19 protein-coding genes and 3 pseudogenes are annotated in these 23,613 nt (G+C 56.7%); 16 read left to right on the top strand and 6 right to left on the bottom strand.

What is annotated here, in order from left to right:
- The first annotated feature begins 8 nt into the window (after positions 1 to 8).
- Both B2D37_RS15590 and argE read left to right on the top strand, forming a co-directional pair.
- Complete coding sequence (locus B2D37_RS15590; RefSeq protein WP_079203546.1) at positions 9 to 683, top strand: DUF1028 domain-containing protein; 675 nt, start codon at positions 9 to 11, stop codon at positions 681 to 683.
- Positions 684 to 1,835 carry an acetylornithine deacetylase gene (argE, locus tag B2D37_RS15585; protein WP_079203545.1) on the top strand — a complete coding sequence of 384 codons (1,152 nt, stop codon included), beginning with the start codon at positions 684 to 686 and terminating at the stop codon, positions 1,833 to 1,835. It begins immediately after the preceding gene.
- A 2-nt stretch (positions 1,836 to 1,837) separates the two neighbouring features.
- Here the strand turns inward: argE and B2D37_RS15580 are convergent, their stop codons facing one another.
- Complete coding sequence (locus tag B2D37_RS15580) at positions 1,838 to 2,752, bottom strand: LysR family transcriptional regulator (protein ID WP_079203544.1); 915 nt, start codon at positions 2,750 to 2,752, stop codon at positions 1,838 to 1,840.
- Between the two features lie 405 nt (positions 2,753 to 3,157).
- On the opposite strand from B2D37_RS15580, the gene B2D37_RS15575 reads away from it, so the two are divergent.
- The 3 genes from B2D37_RS15575 (at position 3,158) to B2D37_RS15565 (ending at position 5,884) form a co-directional block, all read left to right on the top strand.
- Positions 3,158 to 4,306, top strand: coding sequence for an aromatic ring-hydroxylating dioxygenase subunit alpha (locus B2D37_RS15575; protein WP_079203543.1), 1,149 nt, complete (start codon positions 3,158 to 3,160; stop codon positions 4,304 to 4,306).
- Positions 4,307 to 4,317: 11 nt separating this feature from the next.
- Positions 4,318 to 5,430: an S-(hydroxymethyl)glutathione dehydrogenase/class III alcohol dehydrogenase gene (locus B2D37_RS15570; protein ID WP_079203542.1), complete on the top strand. Its 1,113-nt coding sequence runs from the start codon at positions 4,318 to 4,320 to the stop codon at positions 5,428 to 5,430.
- Between the two features lie 70 nt (positions 5,431 to 5,500).
- The gene (locus tag B2D37_RS15565; RefSeq protein ID WP_079203541.1) at positions 5,501 to 5,884 is read left to right on the top strand and encodes a VOC family protein; all 384 of its coding nucleotides are present in this window, start codon (positions 5,501 to 5,503) and stop codon (positions 5,882 to 5,884) included.
- A gap of 246 nt (positions 5,885 to 6,130) precedes the next feature.
- Here B2D37_RS15565 and B2D37_RS23775 read toward each other — a convergent pair.
- Positions 6,131 to 6,835, bottom strand: a pseudogene (locus tag B2D37_RS23775) (IS3 family transposase); the annotation flags it as partial.
- A gap of 289 nt (positions 6,836 to 7,124) precedes the next feature.
- Between B2D37_RS23775 and B2D37_RS15555 the strand changes: the two are divergent.
- The 5 genes and pseudogenes from B2D37_RS15555 to B2D37_RS23140 form a co-directional block, all read left to right on the top strand.
- Positions 7,125 to 8,276, top strand: coding sequence for an aromatic ring-hydroxylating dioxygenase subunit alpha (locus B2D37_RS15555; protein WP_256573086.1), 1,152 nt, complete (start codon positions 7,125 to 7,127; stop codon positions 8,274 to 8,276).
- A 38-nt stretch (positions 8,277 to 8,314) separates the two neighbouring features.
- Entirely contained in the window at positions 8,315 to 8,629 is a 315-nt protein-coding gene (locus tag B2D37_RS15550; protein WP_079203540.1) for a 2Fe-2S iron-sulfur cluster-binding protein, read from the top strand.
- 2 nt (positions 8,630 to 8,631) lie between these two features.
- On the top strand, positions 8,632 to 9,801 hold the full coding sequence (locus B2D37_RS15545; protein ID WP_079203539.1) for an NAD(P)/FAD-dependent oxidoreductase: 1,170 nt from the start codon (positions 8,632 to 8,634) through the stop codon (positions 9,799 to 9,801).
- Positions 9,802 to 10,303: 502 nt separating this feature from the next.
- Positions 10,304 to 11,911 carry a BCCT family transporter gene (locus tag B2D37_RS15540; protein WP_079203538.1) on the top strand — a complete coding sequence of 536 codons (1,608 nt, stop codon included), beginning with the start codon at positions 10,304 to 10,306 and terminating at the stop codon, positions 11,909 to 11,911.
- A gap of 154 nt (positions 11,912 to 12,065) precedes the next feature.
- Positions 12,066 to 12,206: pseudogene (locus B2D37_RS23140) on the top strand (IS5/IS1182 family transposase); the annotation flags it as partial.
- Between the two features lie 533 nt (positions 12,207 to 12,739).
- Here the strand turns inward: B2D37_RS23140 and B2D37_RS15530 are convergent.
- Positions 12,740 to 13,249, bottom strand: coding sequence for a ProQ/FinO family protein (locus B2D37_RS15530; RefSeq protein WP_079203536.1), 510 nt, complete (start codon positions 13,247 to 13,249; stop codon positions 12,740 to 12,742).
- Between the two features lie 230 nt (positions 13,250 to 13,479).
- Complete coding sequence (locus B2D37_RS15525; RefSeq protein WP_079203535.1) at positions 13,480 to 14,034, bottom strand: cysteine hydrolase family protein; 555 nt, start codon at positions 14,032 to 14,034, stop codon at positions 13,480 to 13,482.
- A gap of 112 nt (positions 14,035 to 14,146) precedes the next feature.
- On the opposite strand from B2D37_RS15525, the gene B2D37_RS15520 reads away from it, so the two are divergent.
- Positions 14,147 to 15,130 (top strand): GlxA family transcriptional regulator, encoded by a 984-nt coding sequence (locus tag B2D37_RS15520; protein ID WP_079203534.1) that lies wholly within the window; start codon positions 14,147 to 14,149, stop codon positions 15,128 to 15,130.
- 328 nt (positions 15,131 to 15,458) lie between these two features.
- A pseudogene (locus tag B2D37_RS15515) lies at positions 15,459 to 15,833 on the top strand (IS21 family transposase); the annotation flags it as partial.
- On the opposite strand, the gene B2D37_RS15510 reads toward B2D37_RS15515, so the two are convergent.
- Positions 15,810 to 16,646, bottom strand: a complete 837-nt coding sequence (locus B2D37_RS15510) for an EamA family transporter (protein ID WP_079203533.1) — start codon at positions 16,644 to 16,646, stop codon at positions 15,810 to 15,812. The pseudogene B2D37_RS15515 and the gene B2D37_RS15510 overlap by 24 nt on opposite strands.
- Before the next feature lie 450 nt (positions 16,647 to 17,096).
- A complete protein-coding gene (locus tag B2D37_RS15505) occupies positions 17,097 to 17,972 on the bottom strand; it encodes a LysR substrate-binding domain-containing protein (protein ID WP_079203532.1) in 876 nt (291 codons plus the stop codon).
- 127 nt (positions 17,973 to 18,099) lie between these two features.
- On the opposite strand from B2D37_RS15505, the gene B2D37_RS15500 reads away from it, so the two are divergent.
- The 4 genes from B2D37_RS15500 to B2D37_RS15485 all read left to right on the top strand — a co-directional run bounded on the left by B2D37_RS15500 (position 18,100) and on the right by B2D37_RS15485 (position 23,379).
- Complete coding sequence (locus B2D37_RS15500; RefSeq protein WP_079203531.1) at positions 18,100 to 19,269, top strand: 2-aminoethylphosphonate--pyruvate transaminase; 1,170 nt, start codon at positions 18,100 to 18,102, stop codon at positions 19,267 to 19,269.
- A 253-nt stretch (positions 19,270 to 19,522) separates the two neighbouring features.
- Positions 19,523 to 20,860 (top strand): MFS transporter, encoded by a 1,338-nt coding sequence (locus B2D37_RS15495; RefSeq protein WP_079203530.1) that lies wholly within the window; start codon positions 19,523 to 19,525, stop codon positions 20,858 to 20,860.
- A gap of 48 nt (positions 20,861 to 20,908) precedes the next feature.
- Positions 20,909 to 21,736, top strand: a complete 828-nt coding sequence (phnX, locus tag B2D37_RS15490) for a phosphonoacetaldehyde hydrolase (protein WP_079203529.1) — start codon at positions 20,909 to 20,911, stop codon at positions 21,734 to 21,736.
- A 122-nt stretch (positions 21,737 to 21,858) separates the two neighbouring features.
- Positions 21,859 to 23,379 carry an aldehyde dehydrogenase family protein gene (locus tag B2D37_RS15485; protein WP_079203528.1) on the top strand — a complete coding sequence of 507 codons (1,521 nt, stop codon included), beginning with the start codon at positions 21,859 to 21,861 and terminating at the stop codon, positions 23,377 to 23,379.
- Positions 23,380 to 23,613: the final 234 nt, after the last annotated feature.

Genomic DNA, 23,613 nt, shown 5'->3' with positions numbered 1-23,613 from the left:
AACACACCATGACGTTTTCAATCGTCGCTCGTTGCGCCGAAACCGGGCAACTGGGCATCGCCATCAGTTCTTCCAGCATCGCGGTGGGCGCACGTTGCCCTTGGCTATGTCCCGGGGTCGGCGCCGTCGCCACGCAGAACATCACCTTACCGGCGCTTGGGCCTCAAGTGCTCGAGCAAATGGAGAGTGGATTATCCCCCGCCGACGCGCTGGACAAAGCGCTGACCAGTAATGGCTACACCCAGTTCCGCCAGCTGACAGCGATCGATCACCTGGGCCGGACCGCCCATTTCAGCGGCAGCGAAACGCTGGGCAAACATAATGCTCTGGCCGGGGAACAATGCGTGGGGGCAGGCAATATGCTGGCCGATGGAGCGGTGATCGAGACGCTAGTGCATACCTTTGAAAACAGTGGTGGGCAGTTGGCCGACCGCCTGCTTACGGCGATGCAAGCCGCCGTCGCTGCCGGTGGCGAGGCCGGTCCGGTTCATTCGGCCGCCATGGTGGTGGTTGGTGAACTGACCTGGCCGATTGTCGATCTACGGGTCGACTGGGCGGACGAAGATCCTATCGGGCAACTGGCGCAACTGTGGGCGGCTTACCGCCCGCAAATGCAGGACTATATTGTCCGCGCCCTTGATCCGACCAAGGCCCCAAGCTATGGCGTTCCAGGGGATGAGTAAGTGAGCAGAAGCCGAGAACTGTTGGGCTCGCTGATCGAGTTCGACACCACGAGCCGCGAATCGAACCTGCAACTGATCGAGTTTGTACGCGACTATCTGGCCCAGCTGGACGTGCCCTGCGAACTGATCTTCAACGTCGAGCGCAGCAAGGCGAACTTGTTTGCGACGCTGGGTCCGGACAACGTTCCAGGTATCGTGCTGTCCGGTCACACCGATGTGGTTCCGGTGGATGGCCAAGCATGGACAGTTGCGCCTTTTGCGCTGACGGAGAAAGACGGCAAGCTCTATGGTCGCGGCACCGCTGACATGAAGGGCTACATTGCCTGCGTGCTGGCTGCTGTGCCCAAGCTGTTGGCGGCACCGCTGCGCATGCCGGTACATATCGCTTTGTCGTATGACGAAGAGGTCGGTTGCCTGGGCGTACGCTCATTGCTTGCCGAGCTGGCGCAGCGGCCGCTCAAGCCCCTGTTGTGCATCATTGGTGAGCCCACCGAACTCAAACCGGTGCTCGGCCACAAAGGCAAACTGGCCATGCGCTGCGATGTTAAGGGTGTGGCATGTCACTCGGCCTATGCGCCGCAAGGTGTCAACGCCATCGAATATGCCTCACAGTTGATTGGCGAACTGGGCCGTATCGGCGCGCGGTTGCGCGCCCCTGAACGGCACGACTCGCGCTTCGATCCGCCTTTCAGCACGGTGCAGACCGGTGTCATCACCGGTGGCAAGGCGCTCAACATCGTCCCGGCGGATTGCCGTTTTGATTTTGAAGTGCGTGCGCTGCCTGCGCAGGATCCGCGTGAGGTGGCTGACCAGCTTGAGCGTTACGCTGAGCAAGAAGTTCTGCCGAAGATGCACGCCGTCAACGGGCAAAGCAGCATTCGCTTTTCCGAGTTATCGACTTATCCGGGGCTGGCCACCGATTCCCAGAGCCAGGCGGCACAGTTGATTGCGCAATTCTGTGGTTCAAGCGAATTCACAACGGTTGCCTTTGGCACTGAAGGCGGGCTCTTCGACGCCATCGGCATTGCGACGGTGATCTGCGGTCCCGGCAGTATGGACCAGGGGCACAAGCCCGATGAGTTCGTCAGTGTTGAACAGCTGGACGCGTGCGATGCGATGCTCGACCGCATCGCTCGCTCGCTCCACGCCTGAACTCAGGCCTCCGCCTTGGGGGCTAGCATTTCCCGACAATGATCGACAAACAGTTGCGCTGGTTTGGTCAACGGCGCGCGGCGCAGCCAAGCTGCCGAAAGCCCTGAGCCTGTTACTTGTTCTGCCAACGGCACGCACACCAGTTTCTGGCCGTCGTAGGTGTAATCGGAGTGCGGCCGCGTCACCAAGATAGAAAAGCCGAAACCGCGACCGACCATTCCCCTGACCATTTCGATGGACGGTGAGCTGAACAGGATATTCGGGCTCAATCCGCGTTCCTCGAAAATGCTAACAAAATAGGTGCGACTGGGTTGCACATCGAGCAACACCATGGGCTCCAGCACCAGATCGTTGAGCGAAACTTTTGCCTGATGGGCGAAACGGTGCCCCTCGGGTAGCAGGGCATAGGGTTGTTGCGGCGCCATCAAGTGCAGAGTGTCGATGGTGCTGTCCAGGTCGTGTTCGTAAAGGATCGCCAGATCGATGCCGCCCGACGTCAACGTCTGGACCAGCTCCTGCTGCTCGCCGTCGCGAATACGAATTTCCACTCCAGGCCAGCGATCCCGAAAGCCTGCGATCAGCCGCGGCAGATAGAGTGGCGCAACGGTTTCAAAACAGCCGATATCGATCTGCCCGGAAACCACATCGTTGTCGGCCAGGGCGTTTTGCTCGAACTCGTGAGCCACTCGCAGCAGTTCCTGCGCCTTGCGGTAAAACCGTGCGCCACTGGGAGTCAACGAGACACCTTGAGCGTGGTGGCGAATGAACAGCTGTACAGAGAAACTGTCTTCTAGGTTCTTGATGGCGGTGGAAACCGAAGGGTGTGCGATATATAGCTTGCGTGACGCCTCCGCTACGCTGCCGCACTCGACTGTGGTGACGAAGTATTTGAGCTGTCGCAGGTTGTAAGCTGCCATTTTACCTCTTCCCAGGCTTGTCCCGTGCCCCAAAGTAGAGCAGGAAGCTACGCATGACTCGCATGCGCTTTTACTCAAGGCAAATGCAAGTTCAATACAGGATGATCCGATTCGCCACAATCACTCCACAGATCGACATCTGTCTCAAAGCGATCGAGCCTGGCGCCTTTTGAAGTAGCGATAAGGTCGTGTCAGATTCGCACAAAAAAGGACGCGAGACGTACCAGAAGCGCTCATTCCTGGGCATTATTTTTATATGCTCAAGGCACATTTTTACTACTTTATTTATCCTTCCTGCTCGGCCAACATCCTTTCAATGACTCGCCGTACACACGAGTTATGCGCCGCAATCAGTCGTATTCGCGCCGTATAGCGCTTGCTGCAACGTCTTTTCGAGGAACCTTCATGACACAGTTGATCATTCCCACACCCGTGGCCGAACTCACCACAACGCTGCAGGCAAACTGTAGTCGGGATTTTGCCGATGCCCGGGGGATGCCGCCAGAGGTGTACACCTCTGCACAATTTCTCGAACTCGAAAAGCAGCAACTTTTTCGCACGCAATGGCTGTGTGTGGGCCGTGCCAGTCGTTTGCAGAATACCGGCGATTATCTGACTTGTGATTTAGCTGGCCAGCCGGTGGTGGTGCTTCGCGATAACCATCAGCAGATCCGCGCTTTTTCCAACGTCTGCCTGCATCGTATGTCGGTGCTGCTGACAGGCAGTGGCAATGTACGTTCGATCGTCTGCCCCTATCACGCCTGGGGCTACGACCTGGAAGGAAAGCTTCGCGGCGCGGCACAAATGGATCGCCAGAGCGGCTTTTGCAAAAGTGATTACCAGTTGCCCAGCGTGCGTTGTGAGGTTTGGCAAGGCTGGGTCTATGTGACGCTGGACGAACAATTGCCACCTTTGAATGAGCACCTAAGCGAGCTCGACGATCTGATCGGACACTACCACATGGAGGACTACGTCGAGACCTTCCAGGAAGAACACATCTGGGACAGTAACTGGAAGATCCTGGCCGAGAACTTCATGGAAAGTTACCACCTGCCCATGCTGCATCGGGCGACGGTCGGGCCGCACTCGCGGCTCGAAGAAATGGAATGCCCGCCGGGCTCTGAGGCGTTCAATTACCACTGGATCACCAAGGAAGCGTCGCTTGCGATTGGTAACGCGCACCCTGACAACCAGCACCTGGAAGGTCACTGGCGCAAGACCACAGCGCTGCTAAGCATTTATCCCAGCCATTTGATTACCCTGACCCCTGGCTATTTCTGGTACCTGATCCTGCAGCCGCACGGTGTGGATCAGGTGCACATCCGCTTTGGCGGCGGCCTGTCGCCAGAGTTCATGAACGATCCCAAGGCTGCCGAATACCTGAGTAGCCTTAAAACCTTGCTCGACGAAGTCAATGCTGAAGACCGCCTAGGTGTGGAGGCGGTAATGCGCGGAGTGCGAGCGCCGCTGGCGAAACCTGGCCACTTGAGCCACCTGGAACGTCCCAACTATGACTTTGCACGCTACATTGCAAAACGAGTGTCTCAACAATGAATGCTACTCCCATGATTAAGTCGCGCGCTGCCGTTGCCTTTGCCGCCAATCAACCACTGCAAATCGTCGAAGTGGATGTCGAGCCGCCGAAGGCCGGTGAAGTTCTGGTGCGCATCGTCGCCACCGGCGTATGCCACACCGATGCCTACACCCTGTCCGGTGAAGACTCGGAAGGCGTATTCCCGTGCATCCTCGGCCATGAGGGTGGCGGTATAGTCGAAGCGATCGGTGAGGGTGTGACCTCGCTGGCCGTCGGCGATCACGTAATCCCGCTGTATACCGCCGAATGCCGTACCTGCAAGTTCTGCACCTCGGGCAAGACCAACCTGTGCCAGGCCGTGCGCGCTACCCAGGGCAAGGGCCTGATGCCGGACGGCACCTCGCGCTTCTCCTACCAGGGCCAGCCGATCTACCACTACATGGGTTGCTCGACCTTCTCCGAGTACACCGTGCTGCCGGAAATCTCCCTGGCGAAGATCCCCAAGGAAGCGCCGCTGGACAAGGTCTGCCTGCTTGGCTGTGGCGTCACCACCGGCATCGGTGCGGTACTCAACACCGCCAAGGTGGAAGAGGGCGCCACCGTGGCGATCTTCGGCCTCGGCGGCATCGGCCTGGCGGCGATTATCGGCGCGAAGATGGCCAAGGCCTCGCGGATCATCGCCATCGACATCAACCCGGCTAAGTTCGACATCGCCAAGGAGCTGGGCGCCACCGAATTCATCAACCCGAAGGAGCACAGCAAGCCGATTCAGGACGTGATAGTCGAGCTGACCGACGGCGGCGTCGACTACTCCTTCGAGTGCATCGGCAATGTGCAGCTGATGCGTGCGGCGTTGGAGTGTTGCCACAAGGGGTGGGGCGAGTCGGTGATCATCGGCGTGGCCGGTGCCGGCCAGGAGATTTCCACCCGTCCATTCCAGCTGGTCACCGGGCGCGTCTGGCGCGGTTCGGCCTTCGGCGGCGTGAAAGGCCGCACCGAGCTGCCGAACTATGTGGAGAAGGCGCAGAAGGGCGAAATCCCCCTGGACACCTTCATCACCCACAACATGCCGTTGGAACAGATCAATGAGGCCTTCGACCTGATGCACGAAGGCAAGAGCATCCGTACGGTGATCCACTTCTAAGCATTTTCTCGGTGCCTCTTCGGATGTACCGCTTTTGTTCCACAACAACCCACCCGCAATGGAGACATTCATGTCGATCTTTACTCATGTAACTGTAGGCACCAATGATTTGGAAAAATCTCGTAAGTTTTACGACGAAGTGCTCGGCAAGATTGGCTTCAAGCGAATCGCTGACCTCGGCGATAACGGCTCGATCTGGGGCGTGGACAAGCCTTCCTTCTTCGTGCTAAAGCCTGCAAACGGCCAGCCTGCTACTGTGGGTAACGGCGTAACTGTCAGCTTCGAAGCTCCAAATCGCGCCGCCATCAACGCCTTCCACGAAGCAGCTGTTGCTGCTGGCGGCAAAGATGAAGGTGCCGCGGGCACTCGCGATTGGGCACCAAATGCCTATGCTGCTTACGCTCGCGACCTAGACGGCAACAAGCTTGCTGTGTACAGCTTCCAAACCGAGTAATTTGGTTTCAGCGGCGTCTCACGGGCGCCGCTTCCGTTCGCTTTCGCAGCAATTTTGGGAGCTGTAGTCATTGAGAGAGTGAATCATCAGTCGTTGTGCCGGCCAGTAAACACCTGGGTTTTTGAAAAAACCATCCTCAGTTTTCTCTTCGCACACAAAAACAAGAACATCGAATGCGCTAAAAATGACCTAGGGTAATTCGCCCATTTTTAGTACTTGCCAGAAGTAGATGTCAGGCCGAGAGGGTCAACTTCTGTTTGGGGTGATACCTCCCAGAGCCATGTTTGACCGTTCGTGATTGTATGTCCACACCCAGCGAGTTGCATGCTCCTGCACCACGGAGATGGACTCGAACAAGTAAGGCCCCAATCAGTCGTAACGTACCGTGCGGTTGTAGCGCTCGACGTAGGCATTCTGCTGTGGATTGCCTGGCTGGATATGCATCCAAGCGGATGCAGTGCTTTTCAGCCCACAACATTAGCTCGCTGCTGATGTACTCCGGGCCATTGTCGCTGCGAATAGTCTGTGGCTTCCCGTGCCACTCGATGACCTGATCCAGTGCGTGCACGAAGCGTTCTGCCGGAAATTACAGATCGATATCCATGGCCAAGGCTTCACGGTTAAGTCGTCGATCAGGTTGAACAGGCGGAAGCTGCAACCATCGGCCAACTGATCATGCATGAAGGCCATCGACCAGCATTGAATGATCGCCTCTGGTACCGCCAGCGGCTCGGGCTTCTCACGCACTATGCGGTTGCGCGGCTTGATTCGCAGGTTCAGCTCCAGTTCCCGATAGATCCGGTACACCCGCTTGTGATTCCAGCGATGACCTTTCACGTTGCGCAGGTACAGGAAGCACAAGCCGAACTCCCAGTTGCGCTGGTTGTGCGTAAGCCGAATCAGGTGGTCGGCGATCTTGGCATTTTCCGAGGACCACCGAGGCTGGTGGCGATCCCATTGTTCATCATGAAGAAGCCTATGGCGACTCGAACGATGCCTCCATTATGGGCAGCGCGCCCTAAAATAGCGCAGTTGGCTAAACGTGAAACAAGCCATATTTTTCCTTCGTAGTTGACATGTTTTTTAAGCTTTTACTTTCTTTAATTCCCAATTAAGGTTTGGGTCGTCAGCGAAAAGCATATTAGTCCCGAGGGCATCACATGACAGAAGATGCATCCATATCGGAACTGCTGATAGTTGGATTTGAACGCTCTCTCCCACTAGCTACCGAGTGAAACCGATGGAAGACAAGCGAAACAAAGTAGTTGCGGACATGGCAGCGCGGCTGCACGACATAGCGGCTCTTCCCGAGGTCGAAGCCCAGTGTCTTCCAGGGCAGTTCTATACCTGCCCGGAGTTCTATCAGTTCGAGGTCGAGACCTTCCTCAAAAAGGAATGGCATTGCGTCGGCCGGAAAGATGAAGTGGCGTCCCCGGGAGACTATTTCACGACCGTACTCTTCGACGAGCCGCTGCTGGTCATTAGGGGTGACGATGACGAGATCCGGATACTGTCCAATGTGTGTCGGCACCGGGGAATGCCTCTTGCAGAAGGACGAGGCTCGGCCCGGCGTTTGGTCTGTTCCTACCACGCATGGAGCTATGCGCGTGACGGACGGTTGTCTAACGCTCCGCGAATGCAAGACAAAGGCGTCAGTGCAGACAATTGCAGCCTGCCGGTCTTTCGAAGCGAGCTCTGGAATGGCTTTATCTACGTCAATCTGGACGACGACGCCGCCCCGCTGAGTAGTCGACTGCAGGGGCTGGAGGCGCTTCTCGGCAGCTACGATACCCGGGAAATGCGCATCGTCCACACCCAGGAAGAGATCTGGAATACGAACTGGAAGTGCCTCGTCGAGAACTTCATGGAGGCCTACCATCTATCGGTCGTACATCCGGAAACACTGCATCCCTATACACCGACCGGCCTGAGCCGGAAGTCGATGACCGATGACTCCTTTACGAGTTATTGCGCAAACTATCCCGAAACCGCCGAAGCGAGAGGGGTCGGAGCGCCAGGATTGTCAGGCGAGGAGCGGAAACGATCGACGTTGTTCTGTCTTTTCCCGGCCCAGATCGCGAGCCAGGCGGCCACACTGCTGGTTTCTCTGTCCATCCAGCCTCTCGCCGTCGACAAGATCATGGTCCGCTGGACGATGTCGACCTACTCGAACGAGCTTACCAGCGACGAGCTAGAGGTAAGGCTCGCCTTGTGGAACGAGGTCAATCGCGAAGACCGGCAAAAGCTTGAGCGTATGCAGCGCGCACTGTCATCGCGACACGCACCCTCCGGGCATCTGGCGCCTCGAGATTTCGAAGGCACGATCTGGGATTTCTATCGATACCTTTCGCGCAGCATCGCGAAACCCACGACGACCAGTGCCGACATCTGAAGGCTCTCTGTCTCATCTTCTTCGAGGAGTAACTGCTCATGCCCCGTGTAACGTGGAAATCCTCTGACGGCCCCACCGTATCCGCAGATATCGAGAGCGGCGTCAGCTTGATGGAGGCCGCCGTCAACCTGAATGTCGCCGGCATTTTTGGCGATTGTGGTGGCGCACTTTCCTGCGCCACTTGCCATGTAGTGGTCGATGAAGCATGGCACAACATTGTGCCGGGCCCGACGGATATGGAAAGTGAGATGCTTGAAGTGGTGGAGGTCGGTAGGACTGATCGCAGCCGCCTCAGCTGCCAGATCCGGGTAACCGAGCAGCTGGACGGTATCGTCCTCTATGTGGGGGCGTGAACATGGAGGAAAACATTGTCATTGTCGGCGCGGGTCAGGCCGCCGCGTCGTGTGCAGCTCGGCTGCGTACGCTATCGCCAGAATGCAGCATCAACCTCATCGGCGACGAGCCCTATCTACCCTATCAACGGCCGCCGTTGTCGAAGGCGTTTCTCACCGGTGATATCTCGATAGAGCGTCTCGCACTCAAACCGCACGATTGGTATGTCGCCCAGGCAATTGGCCTGAGGACCGGAAGTCAGGTCAGCAGCATCGATAGGCGCGAACGCCTGGTCATATTGGAAGGTGGAGAACAACTCCCGTACGCGAAGCTCGTATTGGCGACAGGCTCGCGTCCGCGCGTTCTTCCCGAGACATTGACGCGCAACGCCAGCCGCATCTACACCCTGCGCGGCATAGCCGATGCCGAAATGCTGAAGGGCGAGCTTCGTTCCGGCAGCCGGCTCCTAGTGATTGGCGGCGGTTATGTCGGTCTGGAATTTGCTGCGTCCGCTGCTAAGGCCGGCCTGCATGTCGTGCTTGTTGAAGCCGCCGAACGCATTCTCGGCCGGGTTGCAGCCTCCGAAACTGCAGACTATTTCCGCGAGCTTCACCTCAGCCACGGCGTCGAGATCCTCGAGAATGTTGGCGTTCTTTCGATCTGCGACACGGATGGAGCAAGGCGAGCCTCGCTTTCAAACGGCGAACAGATAGACGTCGATTTTGTCGTCGTCGGCATCGGTGCCATCGCCAATGATCGACTCGCTCTTGAATGCGGTCTCGAAACTCGAAACGGGGTTCTTGTCAATGAGAACGGCCAAACCAGCGATCCGCTCATTTTTGCGGCGGGAGATTGCGCGACCCTGTTCGGCGAAACGGTGACCGCCCGGATCGAGTCGGTTCAGAATGCAATCGAGCAAGGTGAGGCGGTTGCTCATTCGTTGCTGGGTCAGGATGCGCCTCCCAGAAAAACACCGTGGTTCTGGTCGGATCAATTCGATGCAAAGCTTCAGATAGCGGGTATCAACAGCGGTTTCGACCGTACCGAAGTCAAGGCCGGAAAGAGGGCCGGGGCACAATCCATCTGGTATTACGCGGGCGAGACGCTGATTGCCGTCGATGCAATCAATGATCCGGTCACTTATATGACTGTGCGACGTATCTTGGATTCGAGAACGTCAAAGGTGGACTGAATAGGTTAATCCAGTGGGTGAAATATATGCTCAACCGGATCGGGTATTTCATAGCTACAGTCGAAACCCGCGAGTATGACACTCGCATCTGAGCACTTGAATATACCCCAGCCATAGATCTCGACTGCTATCACGTATTCGAGAGCAGGGACTGGAAACGTAGCTGTTCGTGCAGCATGTCGAGGGTTTCTACACCCTCGCTGTTGGCAAGAAGAACTGGTTGTTTACCGGTTCTGAAAGGGCCAGGCGTCGTGCGGCATGAATGGTCGAACAATAGGACTGGATAAGTTCTCAGATAGACAATATGCGCCATTGGCACTTCTCATGTGGCGTGTTGATTTATAACTGGGAAATTTGAATTGGCCTGGTATTTTAATGGTGTCTAAGTAGTAAGAATTTAAATAGGCGGCCTTGATTTTCAAGGCTCTTAGGTCAATGGTGATGATGTAAGATATTTATATAAACCTAATTTGTCCGCGCTGGGAAAGAGGATCTAACTGCGATGAATGATAAATACAATATAGCTCGAGTCGGATTTTTTAAAGGCATTAATCCCACTATGGGGGTGTTATCTAAGATTTTAGTACTCGGCTTTTTGATTTTTACGATATATGATCCAAAATATGCCGGTGATGCATATGAGAGTTTAAAAAATACTATACAGTCAGCCTTTGATTGGTATTATGTTGGGTTGGTAGGTGTGATATTTTTACTTTGTATTTGGTTGGGCTCAGGAAAAAGAGGCAATATACGGCTTGGAGCAGATAACGAAAAGCCGGAGTTTAGCTACTTTGCATGGTTCTCAATGCTTTTTGGCGCTGGAATGGGCATTGCAATGCTATTCTGGAGTATTGCTGAACCAATTAACCATTTCCAGGGTAACCCCTTTCTTGGTATGGCTGGAATTGACCCTAAAACACCTGAGGCTGCTCAGGTTGCCATGAGAATTTCATTCTTTCATTGGGGGTTTCACGGCTGGGCAATATATGCTATAGCGGGGCTAGCAATGGCCTATTTTGCGTATCGTAAGGGCCTTCCCCTAACAATACGCTCTGCACTTTATCCCATTTTTGGCGATAAAATCTATGGCCCTATCGGTCATGCTGTCGATCTTCTCGGCGTTTTTGCCACAGTATTCGGTGTAGCTACCTCTTTAGGTCTGGGTGTATCTCAGATGAATGCTGGTCTTAACTACTTATTCGGGCTTGGAATATCTACATTAAATCAAGTGATACTGATTTTAGTTATCTCGGCATTGGCAACATTTTCAGCCGTTTCTGGAGTTGCTAAGGGGATTCGTATCCTCAGTGAGTGGAACGTAAAGATAACCACTTTACTTTTTGCTTTCTTTTTGATCGCAGGCCCTACGACCTACCTACTGGGATTACTCTCCACTAGCTTCGGTGATTATCTATGGAATATGATTCCTATGAGCTTCTGGGTGGATCCTAATCCGGAAGGGCAGTGGCAGGGCTGGTGGACTGTATTTTACTGGGGCTGGTACTTAGCGTGGACACCTTTTGTAGGTATGTTTATCGCACGTATCTCTCGTGGCCGTACTATCCGTGAATTCTTAATAGGCGTCATTGTAGTGCCTAGCTTGGTTAGCTTTCTATGGATTGCACTTTTTGGTGGTACAGCGTTACACATGGAGCTTTATGGTGCAGGAGGCATTGTTGACGCAGTAAATAACAATTTGACTACCGCGCTCTACGTAACAATTGAAAACATGGCTGTACACTGGTTATCTTGGCTGATGGCTGCATTGGCTACCTTGATGATCGTAACTTGGTTTGTTACTTCTGCAGATTCCGGAACTTTAATGGTGTGTACGTTGCTTTCGATTGGCGATAAAGAGCCTCCGCGTAAGTTTCGAATTATCTGGGGCATGGGCTTGGGGGCGGTAGCTGCAGTATTGCTGTTGGCAGGTGGTCTGAAAGCATTGCAAGCGGCGTCTATTGCTGCGGGTCTCCCATTCTCAATAGTGATGCTCATGATGATATATGGCCTTATGAAATCAATCATTTATCATCCAGAATACGAAAGCGATTCAAGTCACGCTTATTTGGAACCTACCTCATTAGAGGCAGGTGATCTTAAGGCTTCATAAGAAAACCTATCGACTGCAAGATTTTAATAGCAAAGATCGACATGCATCTAGCTCCTAGCTGCTAGGGTCTGTTGACGTTTCGATCCAACCTATTGATCTATAAGAGCAAACTCGTATCGTTGAAGAGCTGACCCAACAGCGATACGAGCTTGCAATGCCGCGATTACTGCTCAGCGATGAGCCCTGGTCGAAGCTGCGGAAAATTCTGCTGCATAAGCCCATCTACAACAAGCGTGACCTACGAATGACGGTTGAGGGGATGCTCTACCGGAGCACGCCGCATGTACCGACGCGTTCACCCACGCAGCAACCACCAATCAATGGTTTACATGTCGTAATGAGACGTCGATCGACGACGCGACCTTGCTTGTGAAATCAGCGATTTACGGCCATGGATGCTGACCAATCGGATGAGTTTCCTAAGATAGGTTCTGTTGACGTATCAGCGCAACCACAACAGAACAGCGGCGAAGGCCAGCATTGACTCCTCATCGAGGAACGCCGCTTCATCATGCTGGGGGTGCCTCGTTCGACCCTCTACAGAGCGTTGTTGCGCCCTACGTCGCTTTAATCGGCTTCGGTAAGCGAGGTAGCCTGGACGACCATTGGTGGAGAATACTTCGCGGTTTTCCACCCTACGCGGAATTGGGCGCTGGGTAGGGTGGACAACGTTCACTTGTCCACCAGCGTCTGCGACTGACCGCTCCTGGCCGGCAGCGGGCACATCTGACAGGCGGTACCCGCCACTTGCCGCTCTTCGACCCGCCTCATCATCGCCTCGCGCACCTTGTCAGTGATCGGGCGACTCGGTGCTGAGCGCGAGTGATTTTAATCCAAGATCTGTTCCACAGTGGTATCGACGGCCTTATCCTGAATACGCTCTTTCGGCGTTTTCTGATTACGTCGTGCTTGTCCGCGCTGGCGCTTCGCCTGCTGCTTCGCATGCAGCGCCTGAGCCGCCGTTACCATTCCAACTGCCTGACCGCTTAGGTCCAAGCGCGGCGCATTCTCCGTCATGCTTGCCCAATATCGACTTCCCCGGCACCAGGTAGCGATGCCCTGCTTGAGCTGTTCGCTGGATACTCCGAGCAGCTCCAGATGTTGCTCGGCATCCTTTAAAATACCTTCCTTAAGCGGAACCTTGGGGGCCGGATTGACCGGGAAGGTCAATGGAAAGTGCTTCTGCAATCGCCAGATCGCCTCCACCGCAGGATCTTGCTCGCGAGGCTTAGCCTGCTCAGAAGGCTTGCGTATAGGCTGCTTCGCACTATCAGTCTTTACCTGCACTTTTTCGGACCGTAGGCGGTCGCGTAGCTCAGCTAGTTGTTCAAAACCCATCGTTCAGTTCACAGCCTTATGATTGATTCATGGTGCAAGGTTATCCCATGCAGTCTTTTGACACAGCCGGGGCCGTTTTCTGCCCGTCACGACTGGTAGCAATGGGTCGGTTGCGGCCGGTCGCCATAGGTAGGAACCGGCCAGAAAAAGACGGTCAGAAGCGCCTGCGAAGCCAAGGCCAATTCACTACAGCCTCTACGTGGAGACAGCCGGGCAGGATTAACCCCGGTTCAAACGGTACGTGCCAGATATTGTTCGGTCGATACCACCTGCGCATAGGCGAATGCCAGAGCAGCCATGAAGGCGGCATGTACCTGAACGGCGGGAACATTCACACCCTCGAATTCCAGGTCGTGCGTGGCACATGCATCCGCGATAACGGTATTGGCATAGCCATAATCAGAGGCGGCCCTGACCATGGCATCCACACACATGTGGCTCATGTTGCCGGCGATCGTCAACTGCTCAATCGAGTTCTCGTCCAGAATCGCTTTCAAGGGGGTATCGCGAAAGGCATTGACGTGGTTTTTCAGTACCACGGGCTCACCGTCCAGGTTGATCACTTTCGCGTGTGTCAGAGCACCCGGGCTTCCCGGTGCGAAGAACGGCGCATCATCCATATCGAACTCATGACGAATATGCACTACTAATTCGCCAGAGGCGCGGGCATGGGCCAATAAACGCGCCGCGTTATCGGAGGCCGCATCTATACCCTCCAGCGGCCACTTCCCGTTCACAAAGTAATCGTTCTGAATATCCACCAACACTAAGGCTCGCTTACTCATGACACACTCCATCATCAGGCTTGATTGCAGGTAAAAAGCACTCAAGTACCCTATTGAATGCCCACTCCATTGTGAATTGGCGAAACCGACAATCTTGGTGGAAAAACTGACAATGACGAAAAGTGCCTCCCCAGCGCAGGTTGGAATCCTGGTCTACCCGGGTGCCCAGCGTGCGGCTGTGTATGGGCTGACCGACATGTTCACGGTCGCCAACAAGATGAGGCGTGAGCACCTGGCGCTCGATTTACCCGAGATAAGGACCTGCCATTGGCAGCTGGATGCTCAGGGGTTCATGGCCTGCATCGAGGACTCACATCCACAAACAGACCACACGCCTACCGTAATCATTGTCCCGCCTTGCTTGGGCGAGCAGCCCGACGCCCTGACGGCGCGGCCCTTCATTGCCAGCCTGAAACGCTGGCATGACGCCGGAGCGGTGGTGGGTTCGGTGTGCGCGGGCGTCTATCTACTGGCAGAGGCCGGCTTGCTGGACGGGCGTATGGCAACCACACACTGGAGTCTGGCTACCCATCTGGCGGACAGTTACCCGTCGATACAAGTCGACATCGACAAGATGATCATTGATGACGGCGACATTATTACCGCAGGCGGACTCATGGCCTGGACGGATCTTGGCCTGGCCCTGGTGGAGCGCCTGCTCGGCCCGACCATTGCCACTGAAACGGCACACTTTCTGGTGCTTGACCAGGTACGGGGCTCTCAGCGTTGCTTCAAACGCTTCGTCCCAAAACTGACCCATGGCGATGAAGCCATATTGAAGGTGCAGCACTGGCTGCATGCGCACAACGGCCTTACAAACGGCATTGCACAATTAGCCGACCTGGCCAGCCTCGGCGAGCGAACCCTGCTGCGCCGTTTTCGCAGCGCAACGGGCCACACGCCGACCGAATACTGCCAGGCATTACGCATCAGCAAGGCCTGTGAACTTCTGGAACTGACCAACCGTACCATCGAGCACATCGCTTGGGCCATTGGCTACAGCGACACCGGTGCGTTTCGCCGACTCTTCAACAAAGTCACCGGCCTGTCGCCGGCGCACTATCGCCGCCGGTTCGGGGTCAACGGCACAGTATGAGAGGCCGCCCTGCGGGCCAGAATCGCTAGGCGGGTGCGTCCACGCTAAACGGCAAAATCTTAGAGGTCTCGCTCCGCTTCCGACACCTCCAGGACGGGTCGTTGGTACTCAGCGGTAGATCGGCCGTTCATGGCCGGTAGTTGCCCGTCGTGACAGGCCGCAGTCGACCGATCCTGTTGAAAAGTCGGTTTTCTATTTAACGGCAGAAAAGTTCGCACCTAAGATTGAAATCTATACTTTATGCGGAAGGTTAAGGGTGTTGCCGCGGCCGGAAACTGATCCAAGTGTTCAACTGCTTCTGCTCATTTTTTGAGCAGGAGAACACAGGGTGATCAGTATGGAAATGATGGGGAAAATTCAGCGACAAGCTGTTGCTACATGAGATGACCAAGCGCACTGGGTTGGCGCGCACACGATTCGCAAGTGGATCAGGGTTCCGTAGACCAAGCAGCCGGTGTACCAACTCAATAAGCTCAGTGCTTTTCACGCAACGCTGGAGCAGGCGCTTAAAGCCTACTTGCTGTGCCCCAAACAGCAGCGGCGCAGTGTCAATGCGCTGTTGGCGCAAATCAAAGTCGAGGGTTACGACGGTGGCTACAGTCAGCTGGTCGCGTTCATCCGTGCCTAGTGCGGGGAACAGGGCAAGTCGTTGCATGCCGATGTGCCGCTGACTTTTTGGCTAAGCAGCGCACTTGATCAGGATAATGCCCAGCGTCACGGTTATTGCGGCAATCAGACGGCGGTGACCGAAGGGCTCCTTAAATAGCAGCGTGGCAATCACAGCGCCGATAATCACGCTGCTCTCCCGCAGGGCGGCGATTTTTGCCACGTTTTCCAGCGTCATGGCCCATAACACCAGTGCGTACGCCGCGCAGTAGGTCAGCCCGCCAAACACCGACATACGCCAGTGTTGGCGGGCGTGTCGGCCCAGCGCGGGGCCCCTTTGCCATGCGGCGAACAGGGGGATTGGTACGCTCAGCAGCAGCGTGAAATACACCAGGTACTGCAGCACGCTCTCTGAGGTACGCACGCCATGAGCGTCGATCACCGTGTACAAAGCCACGCACACCCCAGCCGCCAGCGCGTTGCGTGGCGCCTGCCAGTTCTGGGTTACGTGCAGCAAGCTGAGCACCCCGAGCGATAACACCACCACGCCGAGGATGCCCAGGCCCGGTAGCGACTCCCCCAGCCAGAAGGCGGCAAATACCACGACCAGTAAGGGTGGTAAGCCGCGAACCAGCGGGTATACCTGGCCGAAGTCGCCGAAGGTGTAGGCACGGATTAGAAAGTAGCGATAGAACAGGTTGACCAAGGTCGACAGGCCAATCACTACCCATATTTCCAATGAAGGCAGGTCAACGAAAGGCAGCAAGGCCAAGGCCACGACAAATGCGACACCATCGACCATTGCCATCGATGACAAACGATCACTGCTGGACTTGACCACCGCGTTCCAGCTGGCGTGCATAAACGCAGAAATCAAAACCAGTAGGGTGGCCAGGTTGGCATCTGACATAGGATCAGCTCGCTGAAAAGACCCGCGCAGCATGCACAGCATATGTGCATCAAGCCAATCGATTAGGCGGTTGTCAGGTATCAGTAAAACTTATTTATCGGCTGAAGCCCAACGCTGAATCAAACGCTAGGTAAGGCTGACCGTAACCGCGTTTGACGCTGTCTTCGCGGGCTACTGCATCAAATACTCGGAGCTGGAATAAGTTCATTTGTAGCGGTCAGGCTGACAGCTGAAATAAGAAAACAACCTGATTGCCGGCTGGAAATTGCAACCTACTGCACGTCCAGAAAGCCACCGCACGAGTAATCACCCTACAAGGTGCTGCGCGCTGTTGCAGGGCAACCGCGCTGCATGGATAACCTCAAAAACCGATCACAGCCGATAAAAATGTGGGCCTGGGAAAATTTCACCGCCGGTTAGTCCGGCGGCCTCACCGCAAAAGTCGCCGACTTAATCAGTGAGGCTCGACCGCACCACATCAAGAAAGGTCTCGATGACTCGTCGCGCGCCTTGGCTGCGCAGACACACCAGGGTCTCGGTCATATAGCGCTGGCAATCCTCAATCGGCAAGGCGCGCATGCTGCGGCTGCTGCCGAACTCTGCTGCTGAGACGATGCCCACCCCCAGCCCGGCGGCGACCATCTCGAACACCGCCTCGCGGCCCTCTACCTCGATAGCCGGACGCAACCTTGCGCCGACGCGCAGCATCTCGTCTTCGATGCTTTGCCGAGTTGTTGAGCCGCGCTCGCGCAACACCAGCGGTGTGTTGTCGAGGTCGGCCAGCACAATAGATTCGCGCTCGGCCCAAGGATGTCCCGGGCCGACAAAGGCCACCAGCGGGGCCGTGCTGAGTACTTGGGTTAACAAATTGGGGTCTTCGATCGGCCGGCCAAGCACAGCAAAGTCGGCCTTGAACTCGAACAGCCGGGCCAACGCCTCGTCGGTATTGCCGGTCACCACGCTGAAGCGAATGCCCGGGTAACGCTCGTTGAACCGGGCGATAAATGGCAGCACATGCACCGGCGAGTCGACCGCCAAGGTCAGACTGCCGGCTTGTAAGGCCTGTGAGCTGGACAGCAACTCCTGTGCCTCGGCTGCTACGGCATACAGGCGTTGGGTGATGCCCAGCAACTGCTCGCCCAGGTCAGTCAGCTGCACCGAACGCTTAGTGCGGTTGAACAGCAGCACACCGAACTGCTCTTCCAACTTGCGCACTTGGTCGGAGACCGCAGGCTGGCTGAGAAATAGGCGCTCCGCTGCGCGGGTAAAACTGCCCTGTTGGGCCACCGCATGAAAGGCCCGTAGCTGCGCGTGTGATACCGCCATGAACACTCCATTAATAATCTGAGCTTATTTTAGAAATACTATAAATCGATTTTATTTATTAACAATAACTTGTTTTTATCTATTCCAGCACGGCGTACCGCCGCCTCAACACACGCTGGAGACGATCATGAGCAAAGCTGAATTCCCCATCGCCCGCCCTGCCCTTAACGCACCTGCCCTAGGCGAACCGTACCTGCTCACACCAGGCCCACTGACCACCTCGCTGGCCACCAAGCAAGCCATGCTGAGTGACTGGGGTTCTTGGGACGCCGATTTCAACCGCATCACTGCGGAAATCCGTCAGGGCTTGCTCGCAATGGCCGGTGTGCATGACGACAGCTACGCCTGCGTGCCACTGCAAGGCAGCGGTACCTTCGCCGTGGAAGCTGCGCTGGCCACCGCCATCGCGCGTGATGGCAAAGCGCTGGTGCTGATGAACGGTGCCTACGGTAAGCGCGCCACGCAAATTCTCGATTACTTGGGCCGCGACTATATTGCCCTGGACAAGGGCGACTACCTGCCGCCGCAGCCGGAAGAGGTTGCCGAATTACTCGCCGCCAACCCCGACGTCACTGACGTGTTCCTGGTTCACTGCGAAACCAGTTCGGGCATTCTCAACCCGCTGCGCGAGATCGCTGAGGTGGTCAAAGCTCATGGAAAGGGCTTGATCGTCGACGCCATGAGTTCCTTCGGCGCGGTACCGCTGACTGTCGATGAGATCCCCTTCGACGTCATGGTGTCCTCGGCCAACAAGTGCATCGAGGGCATCCCAGGCTTCGGCTTCGTCGTCATTCGCCGCACATTGCTGGAGCAGTCTAAGGGGCGTGCCCACTCCCTGAGCCTGGACCTGTTAGAGCAGTGGCAGTACATGGAGCGCACCGGCCAGTGGCGCTTTACCCCGCCGACCCATAGCGTCGTGGCCTTCCGCAAAGCGCTCGAACAGCACGTGGCTGAAGGTGGAGTCGCAGGCCGGCAGATGCGTTACACCAATAACCGTAATGTCTTGGTCAGCGGCATGCGCGACTTAGGCTTCCAAACCCTACTGGAAGATCGTTGGTTGTCGCCGATCATTACCACCTTCTTCAGCCCGGCCCACCCGAACTTTGAGTTCAAGCGTTTCTACGACGAACTCAAGGCCCGCCAGTTCCTGATCTACCCCGGCAAGTTGACCACCGCTGAGAGCTTTCGCATCGGCTGTATTGGCCAGATTGACGAACGCATTGTGGCTCAGTTACTGCGCGCCATCGCTGATGCCCTCGCGGTTATGGGCGTAGATACGTGCCAACCCGCTGCCTGAGAAATGCGCCCGCCATCCACCTTGAGTACCTGTAATACGGAGCCGACTCGCAGAGTTCGATCCAGCGTAGTGACACCGCCCGTCGTCGAGCGGTGTCACTACGCCACGCAGCAGCGTAGGAAAGAAACTGTGATTCGTTGGTCCCGATTCATCTGGATATACCCGTTCGCGAGAGCGGTGAAAGAAGTGCTTTTAACAACAACAAATTGCACGTCATTGAACTGCAAGCACATTAAATTCAGAGGACCGCAGCATGAATCATTCGATAAGCCCCTCACCCTTCAACCTCGGCAGCCTTAAGCGCTGGCGACTACAGATATTTGCCATCACCTGGTTGGCTTACGCCGCGTTCTACTTCACCCGTAAGGCCTTCTCAGTGGCCAAGCTGGGCATCGGCGATGACCCAGATTTCATGATGGAAAAATCCGTCATGGCCAACCTAGACGCCCTGTACTTGGGCGCCTACGCCATCGGTCAATTCACCTGGGGCATTCTCGCCGACCGCTTTGGTCCACGGGTCGTGGTACTTGGCGGTCTGCTGATCTCGGCCGCCGCTGCCGCGATCATGGGCACCTTCGCCACACTGCCGATCTTCGCCACCATGATGGTGGTTCAAGGCTTGGCTCAGTCCACGGGTTGGTCCGGGTTGTGCAAAAACATTGGCAGCTTCTTTTCCACCGAGGAGCGCGGTCGCGTACTTGGCTGGTGGTGCACCTGCTATGCCTTCGGCGGCCTCGTGGCTTCGCCCTTCGCCGGTTGGATGGCCTATGAGGTCTATGGTGACTGGCGCGCGGCCTTTATCGCCACCGCCGTGGTAGTCGCCTCAGTTGCCGTATTGTTCTTCATCTTCCAGCGCAACACACCACAGGACGTCGGCCTGCCCCCAATCGAACCTTTGGCCGAAATGGCCGACGGCACTGTCCCGGCGCATCCCAGCTTCCTCTCCTGCCTGAAAACTATCCTCAAGAACCGCACGGTGCTGGTGCTTGGCCTGGCCTACTTCATGCTCAAGCCGGCGCGTTACGCCATCCTGCTGTGGGGTCCGGTGATGGTTTACGAGCGTATGCCGGAGATCGGCAAAATCGCGGCCGCCGTGGTGCCGACCGCCTTCGAGCTCGCCGGCCTGGCCGGTCCGATCCTAATCGGCCTGATTTCAGACAAGGTGTTTGGCGCCCGCCGCTTTCCCGCCTGCGTAATCAGCCTGCTGGCATTGACCGTGAGTCTGGTGCTCTTCGTACCTGCCATGAACACCGGCAGCGTGATGGTAGTGGTTGCCTTGCTGTTCATGATGGGCCTAACCCTGTACGGACCGGACTCCATGATCAGCGGCGCCGCTGCTATCGACTTCGGCAAGGAAACCTCCGGCACCGCCGCGGGCTTCGTCAACGGTTGCGGCTCGATCGGCGCAGTGCTCGGCGGCCTGCTGCCCGGCTACTTCGACACCGAAACGGTATTCCTCTGCTTCACCGCCTCCGCTGTGGTCGCCATCCTGATAATGCTGCCGTTCTGGAACAGCCGACCAAGTGCCAAGCCAAACAGCGAACCCTTTATCCCCAGCCGTGACATCAGCAACGCACCGGTCAAGGCCTGAACCCACTAACCACTCGCCCTCTTTCGGCAATTAATTGGAGTTACTCACATGAACTATCAAACCCCCGACCAACTGCAAGCCATTATCCTCGACTGGGCCGGTACGGTCGTCGACTTCGGCTCCTTCGCGCCGACCCAGATTTTCGTTGAGGCCTTCGCCGAGTTCGGCGTCGAGGTCAGCTTGGCTGAAGCCCGCGGCCCGATGGGCATGGGTAAGTGGGATCATATCCGTACCCTGTGCAATGAACCGCAGATTGCCGAGCGCTATCGTGCCGCCTGCGGCCGCCTGCCTACTGACGAAGATGTGACTGCCCTCTACAAGCGCTTTATGCCGCTGCAGATCGAGAAGATCGCCGTGCATTCGGCGCTGATTCCCGGCGCCCTGGACACCATCACCGCTCTGCGCAAAACAGGCCTGAAAGTTGGTTCCTGCTCTGGCTATCCGGCCGTGGTCATGGAGAAGGTGGTGCAGTTGGCCGAACGCAATGGCTATGTTGCCGACCACGTTGTCGCGACCGATGAAGTACCCAACGGCCGTCCGCACCCAGCTCAGGCCCTGGCTAACGTGATCGCTCTGGGCATCAGCGACGTCGCCGCCTGCGTCAAGGTCGACGACACTTGGCCGGGCATTCTTGAAGGCCGCAGCGCCGGCATGTGGACTGTAGCCCTGACCTGCTCCGGTAACGCACTGGGCCTCACGTATGAACAGTTCCGCGCACTGCCGGAAGAGAAACTGGCACAGGAGCGCGCACGCATCGGCCAGATGTTTGAGCCCTCACGCCCGCATTACCTGATCGACACCATCAACGATCTCCCTGCAGTGCTTGAAGACATCAACGCTCGCCTCAAGCGCGGTGAAACTCCGCAGGGCGCCTAACCCAGGTGCGCGGGGGCCGCAGAGGCCACTCGCGCCGCCTGTTTTGCACATCTTCTCTAGCGCGGTCGCGACCATCAAAATGGCCGGCCAGCGCCCCCGACTAATACGAGAGGTCGTCCACCATGATTTACGCCAAACCCGGTACACCAGGCGCACTTATTAACCTAAAACCGCGCTACGGTAATTTTATCGGTGGCGAGTTTGTCGCCCCCGTCAATGGCCTGTACTTCACCAACACCAGCCCGGTGGATGCCTCGGTGATCGGCGAATTTCCCCGCTCCACTGCTGAAGATATCGAGCTGGCTCTGGACGCTGCCCACGCCGCCGCCGATGCCTGGGGCAAGACCTCGGTGCAGGATCGTTCGCTGGCATTGTTGAAAATTGCCGACCGCATCGAGGCTAACCTCGAACTGCTGGCCGTCGCTGAAACCTGGGACAACGGTAAGGCTGTGCGCGAGACGCTGAACGCCGACGTGCCGCTGGCCGTTGACCACTTCCGTTATTACGCCGGTTGCATCCGCGCCCAGGAAGGCAGCGCCGCCGAAATCAACGAGCACACCGCCGCTTACCACTTCCACGAGCCGCTGGGCGTGGTTGGGCAGATCATTCCGTGGAACTTCCCACTGCTGATGGCCGCCTGGAAACTTGCCCCGGCCCTGGCCGCCGGTAACTGCGTGATCCTCAAGCCGGCCGAGCAGACGCCGCTGTCGATTACTTTGTTCGCCGAACTGGTTGGCGACCTGCTCCCACCGGGCGTACTGAATATCGTCCAGGGTTATGGCCGCGAAGCCGGCGAAGCCCTGGCCACCAGCAAGCGCATCGCCAAGATCGCGTTCACCGGTTCCACCCCGGTTGGTTCGCACATTTTGAAATGCGCGGCCGAAAACATCATCCCGAGCACCGTCGAGCTGGGCGGCAAATCGCCGAACATCTTCTTCGAAGACATCATGAGCGCCGAGCCTCAGTTTATTGAAAAGGCCGCCGAAGGTTTGGTCCTGGCCTTCTTCAACCAAGGTGAAGTGTGTACCTGCCCGTCGCGGGCGCTGGTGCAGGAGTCCATCTACCCGGCGTTCATGGCCGAGGTCATGAAGAAGATCAAGCAGATCAAACGTGGCGACCCACTGGACACCGAAACCATGGTCGGCGCCCAGGCGTCTGAGCAGCAGTTCGACAAAATCTTGAGCTACCTAGAAATCGCCCAGCAGGAAGGCGCAGAGCTGCTCACCGGCGGCGCAGTGGAGCGCTTGGAGGGCGACCTGGCCAGTGGTTATTACATCCAGCCGACCCTGCTCAAGGGCAACAATAAAATGCGCGTATTCCAGGAAGAGATCTTCGGCCCAGTGGTCAGCGTGACGACCTTCAAGGACGAAGCCGAAGCCCTGGCCATCGCTAACGACACCGAGTTCGGCCTTGGCGCTGGCCTGTGGACCCGCGACATCAACCGTGCCTACCGCATGGGCCGGGCGATCAAGGCAGGTCGGGTGTGGACCAACTGCTACCACCTGTACCCGGCGCACGCCGCCTTCGGTGGCTACAAGAAGTCCGGTGTTGGTCGTGAGACCCACAAGATGATGCTCGACCATTATCAGCAAACTAAAAACCTGCTGGTCAGCTACGACATCAACCCGCTGGGCTTCTTCTAAGAGCCAGCCCCGACGGCAGGCGTCGTCGGGGTCAGTGGCTTCTCTGGATTGCCGCCAGCCATGAAACCGCGCCGCTCTCGAAGCGGCGCGCGAGTATGTCAGGTCGCGGTGTCGTCTGGGGTGCTGATGAGGTACGCGCTTTTGCCTCGCGGACCTCATCCGCCATCCACTCAGCAAGGTTGTCCTCTCAGCCGTTTCAGGCGTTGACCTCGCTGTTGCGTACTGGCCGTTGCA

The sequence above is a fragment of the Pseudomonas sp. CC6-YY-74 genome, assembly GCF_002025205.1.
Classification (GTDB): domain Bacteria; phylum Pseudomonadota; class Gammaproteobacteria; order Pseudomonadales; family Pseudomonadaceae; genus Aquipseudomonas; species Aquipseudomonas paeninsulae.
The sequence above is the reverse complement of the archived record's forward strand: the minus strand, read 5'-3'. Positions and strand labels throughout refer to the sequence as shown.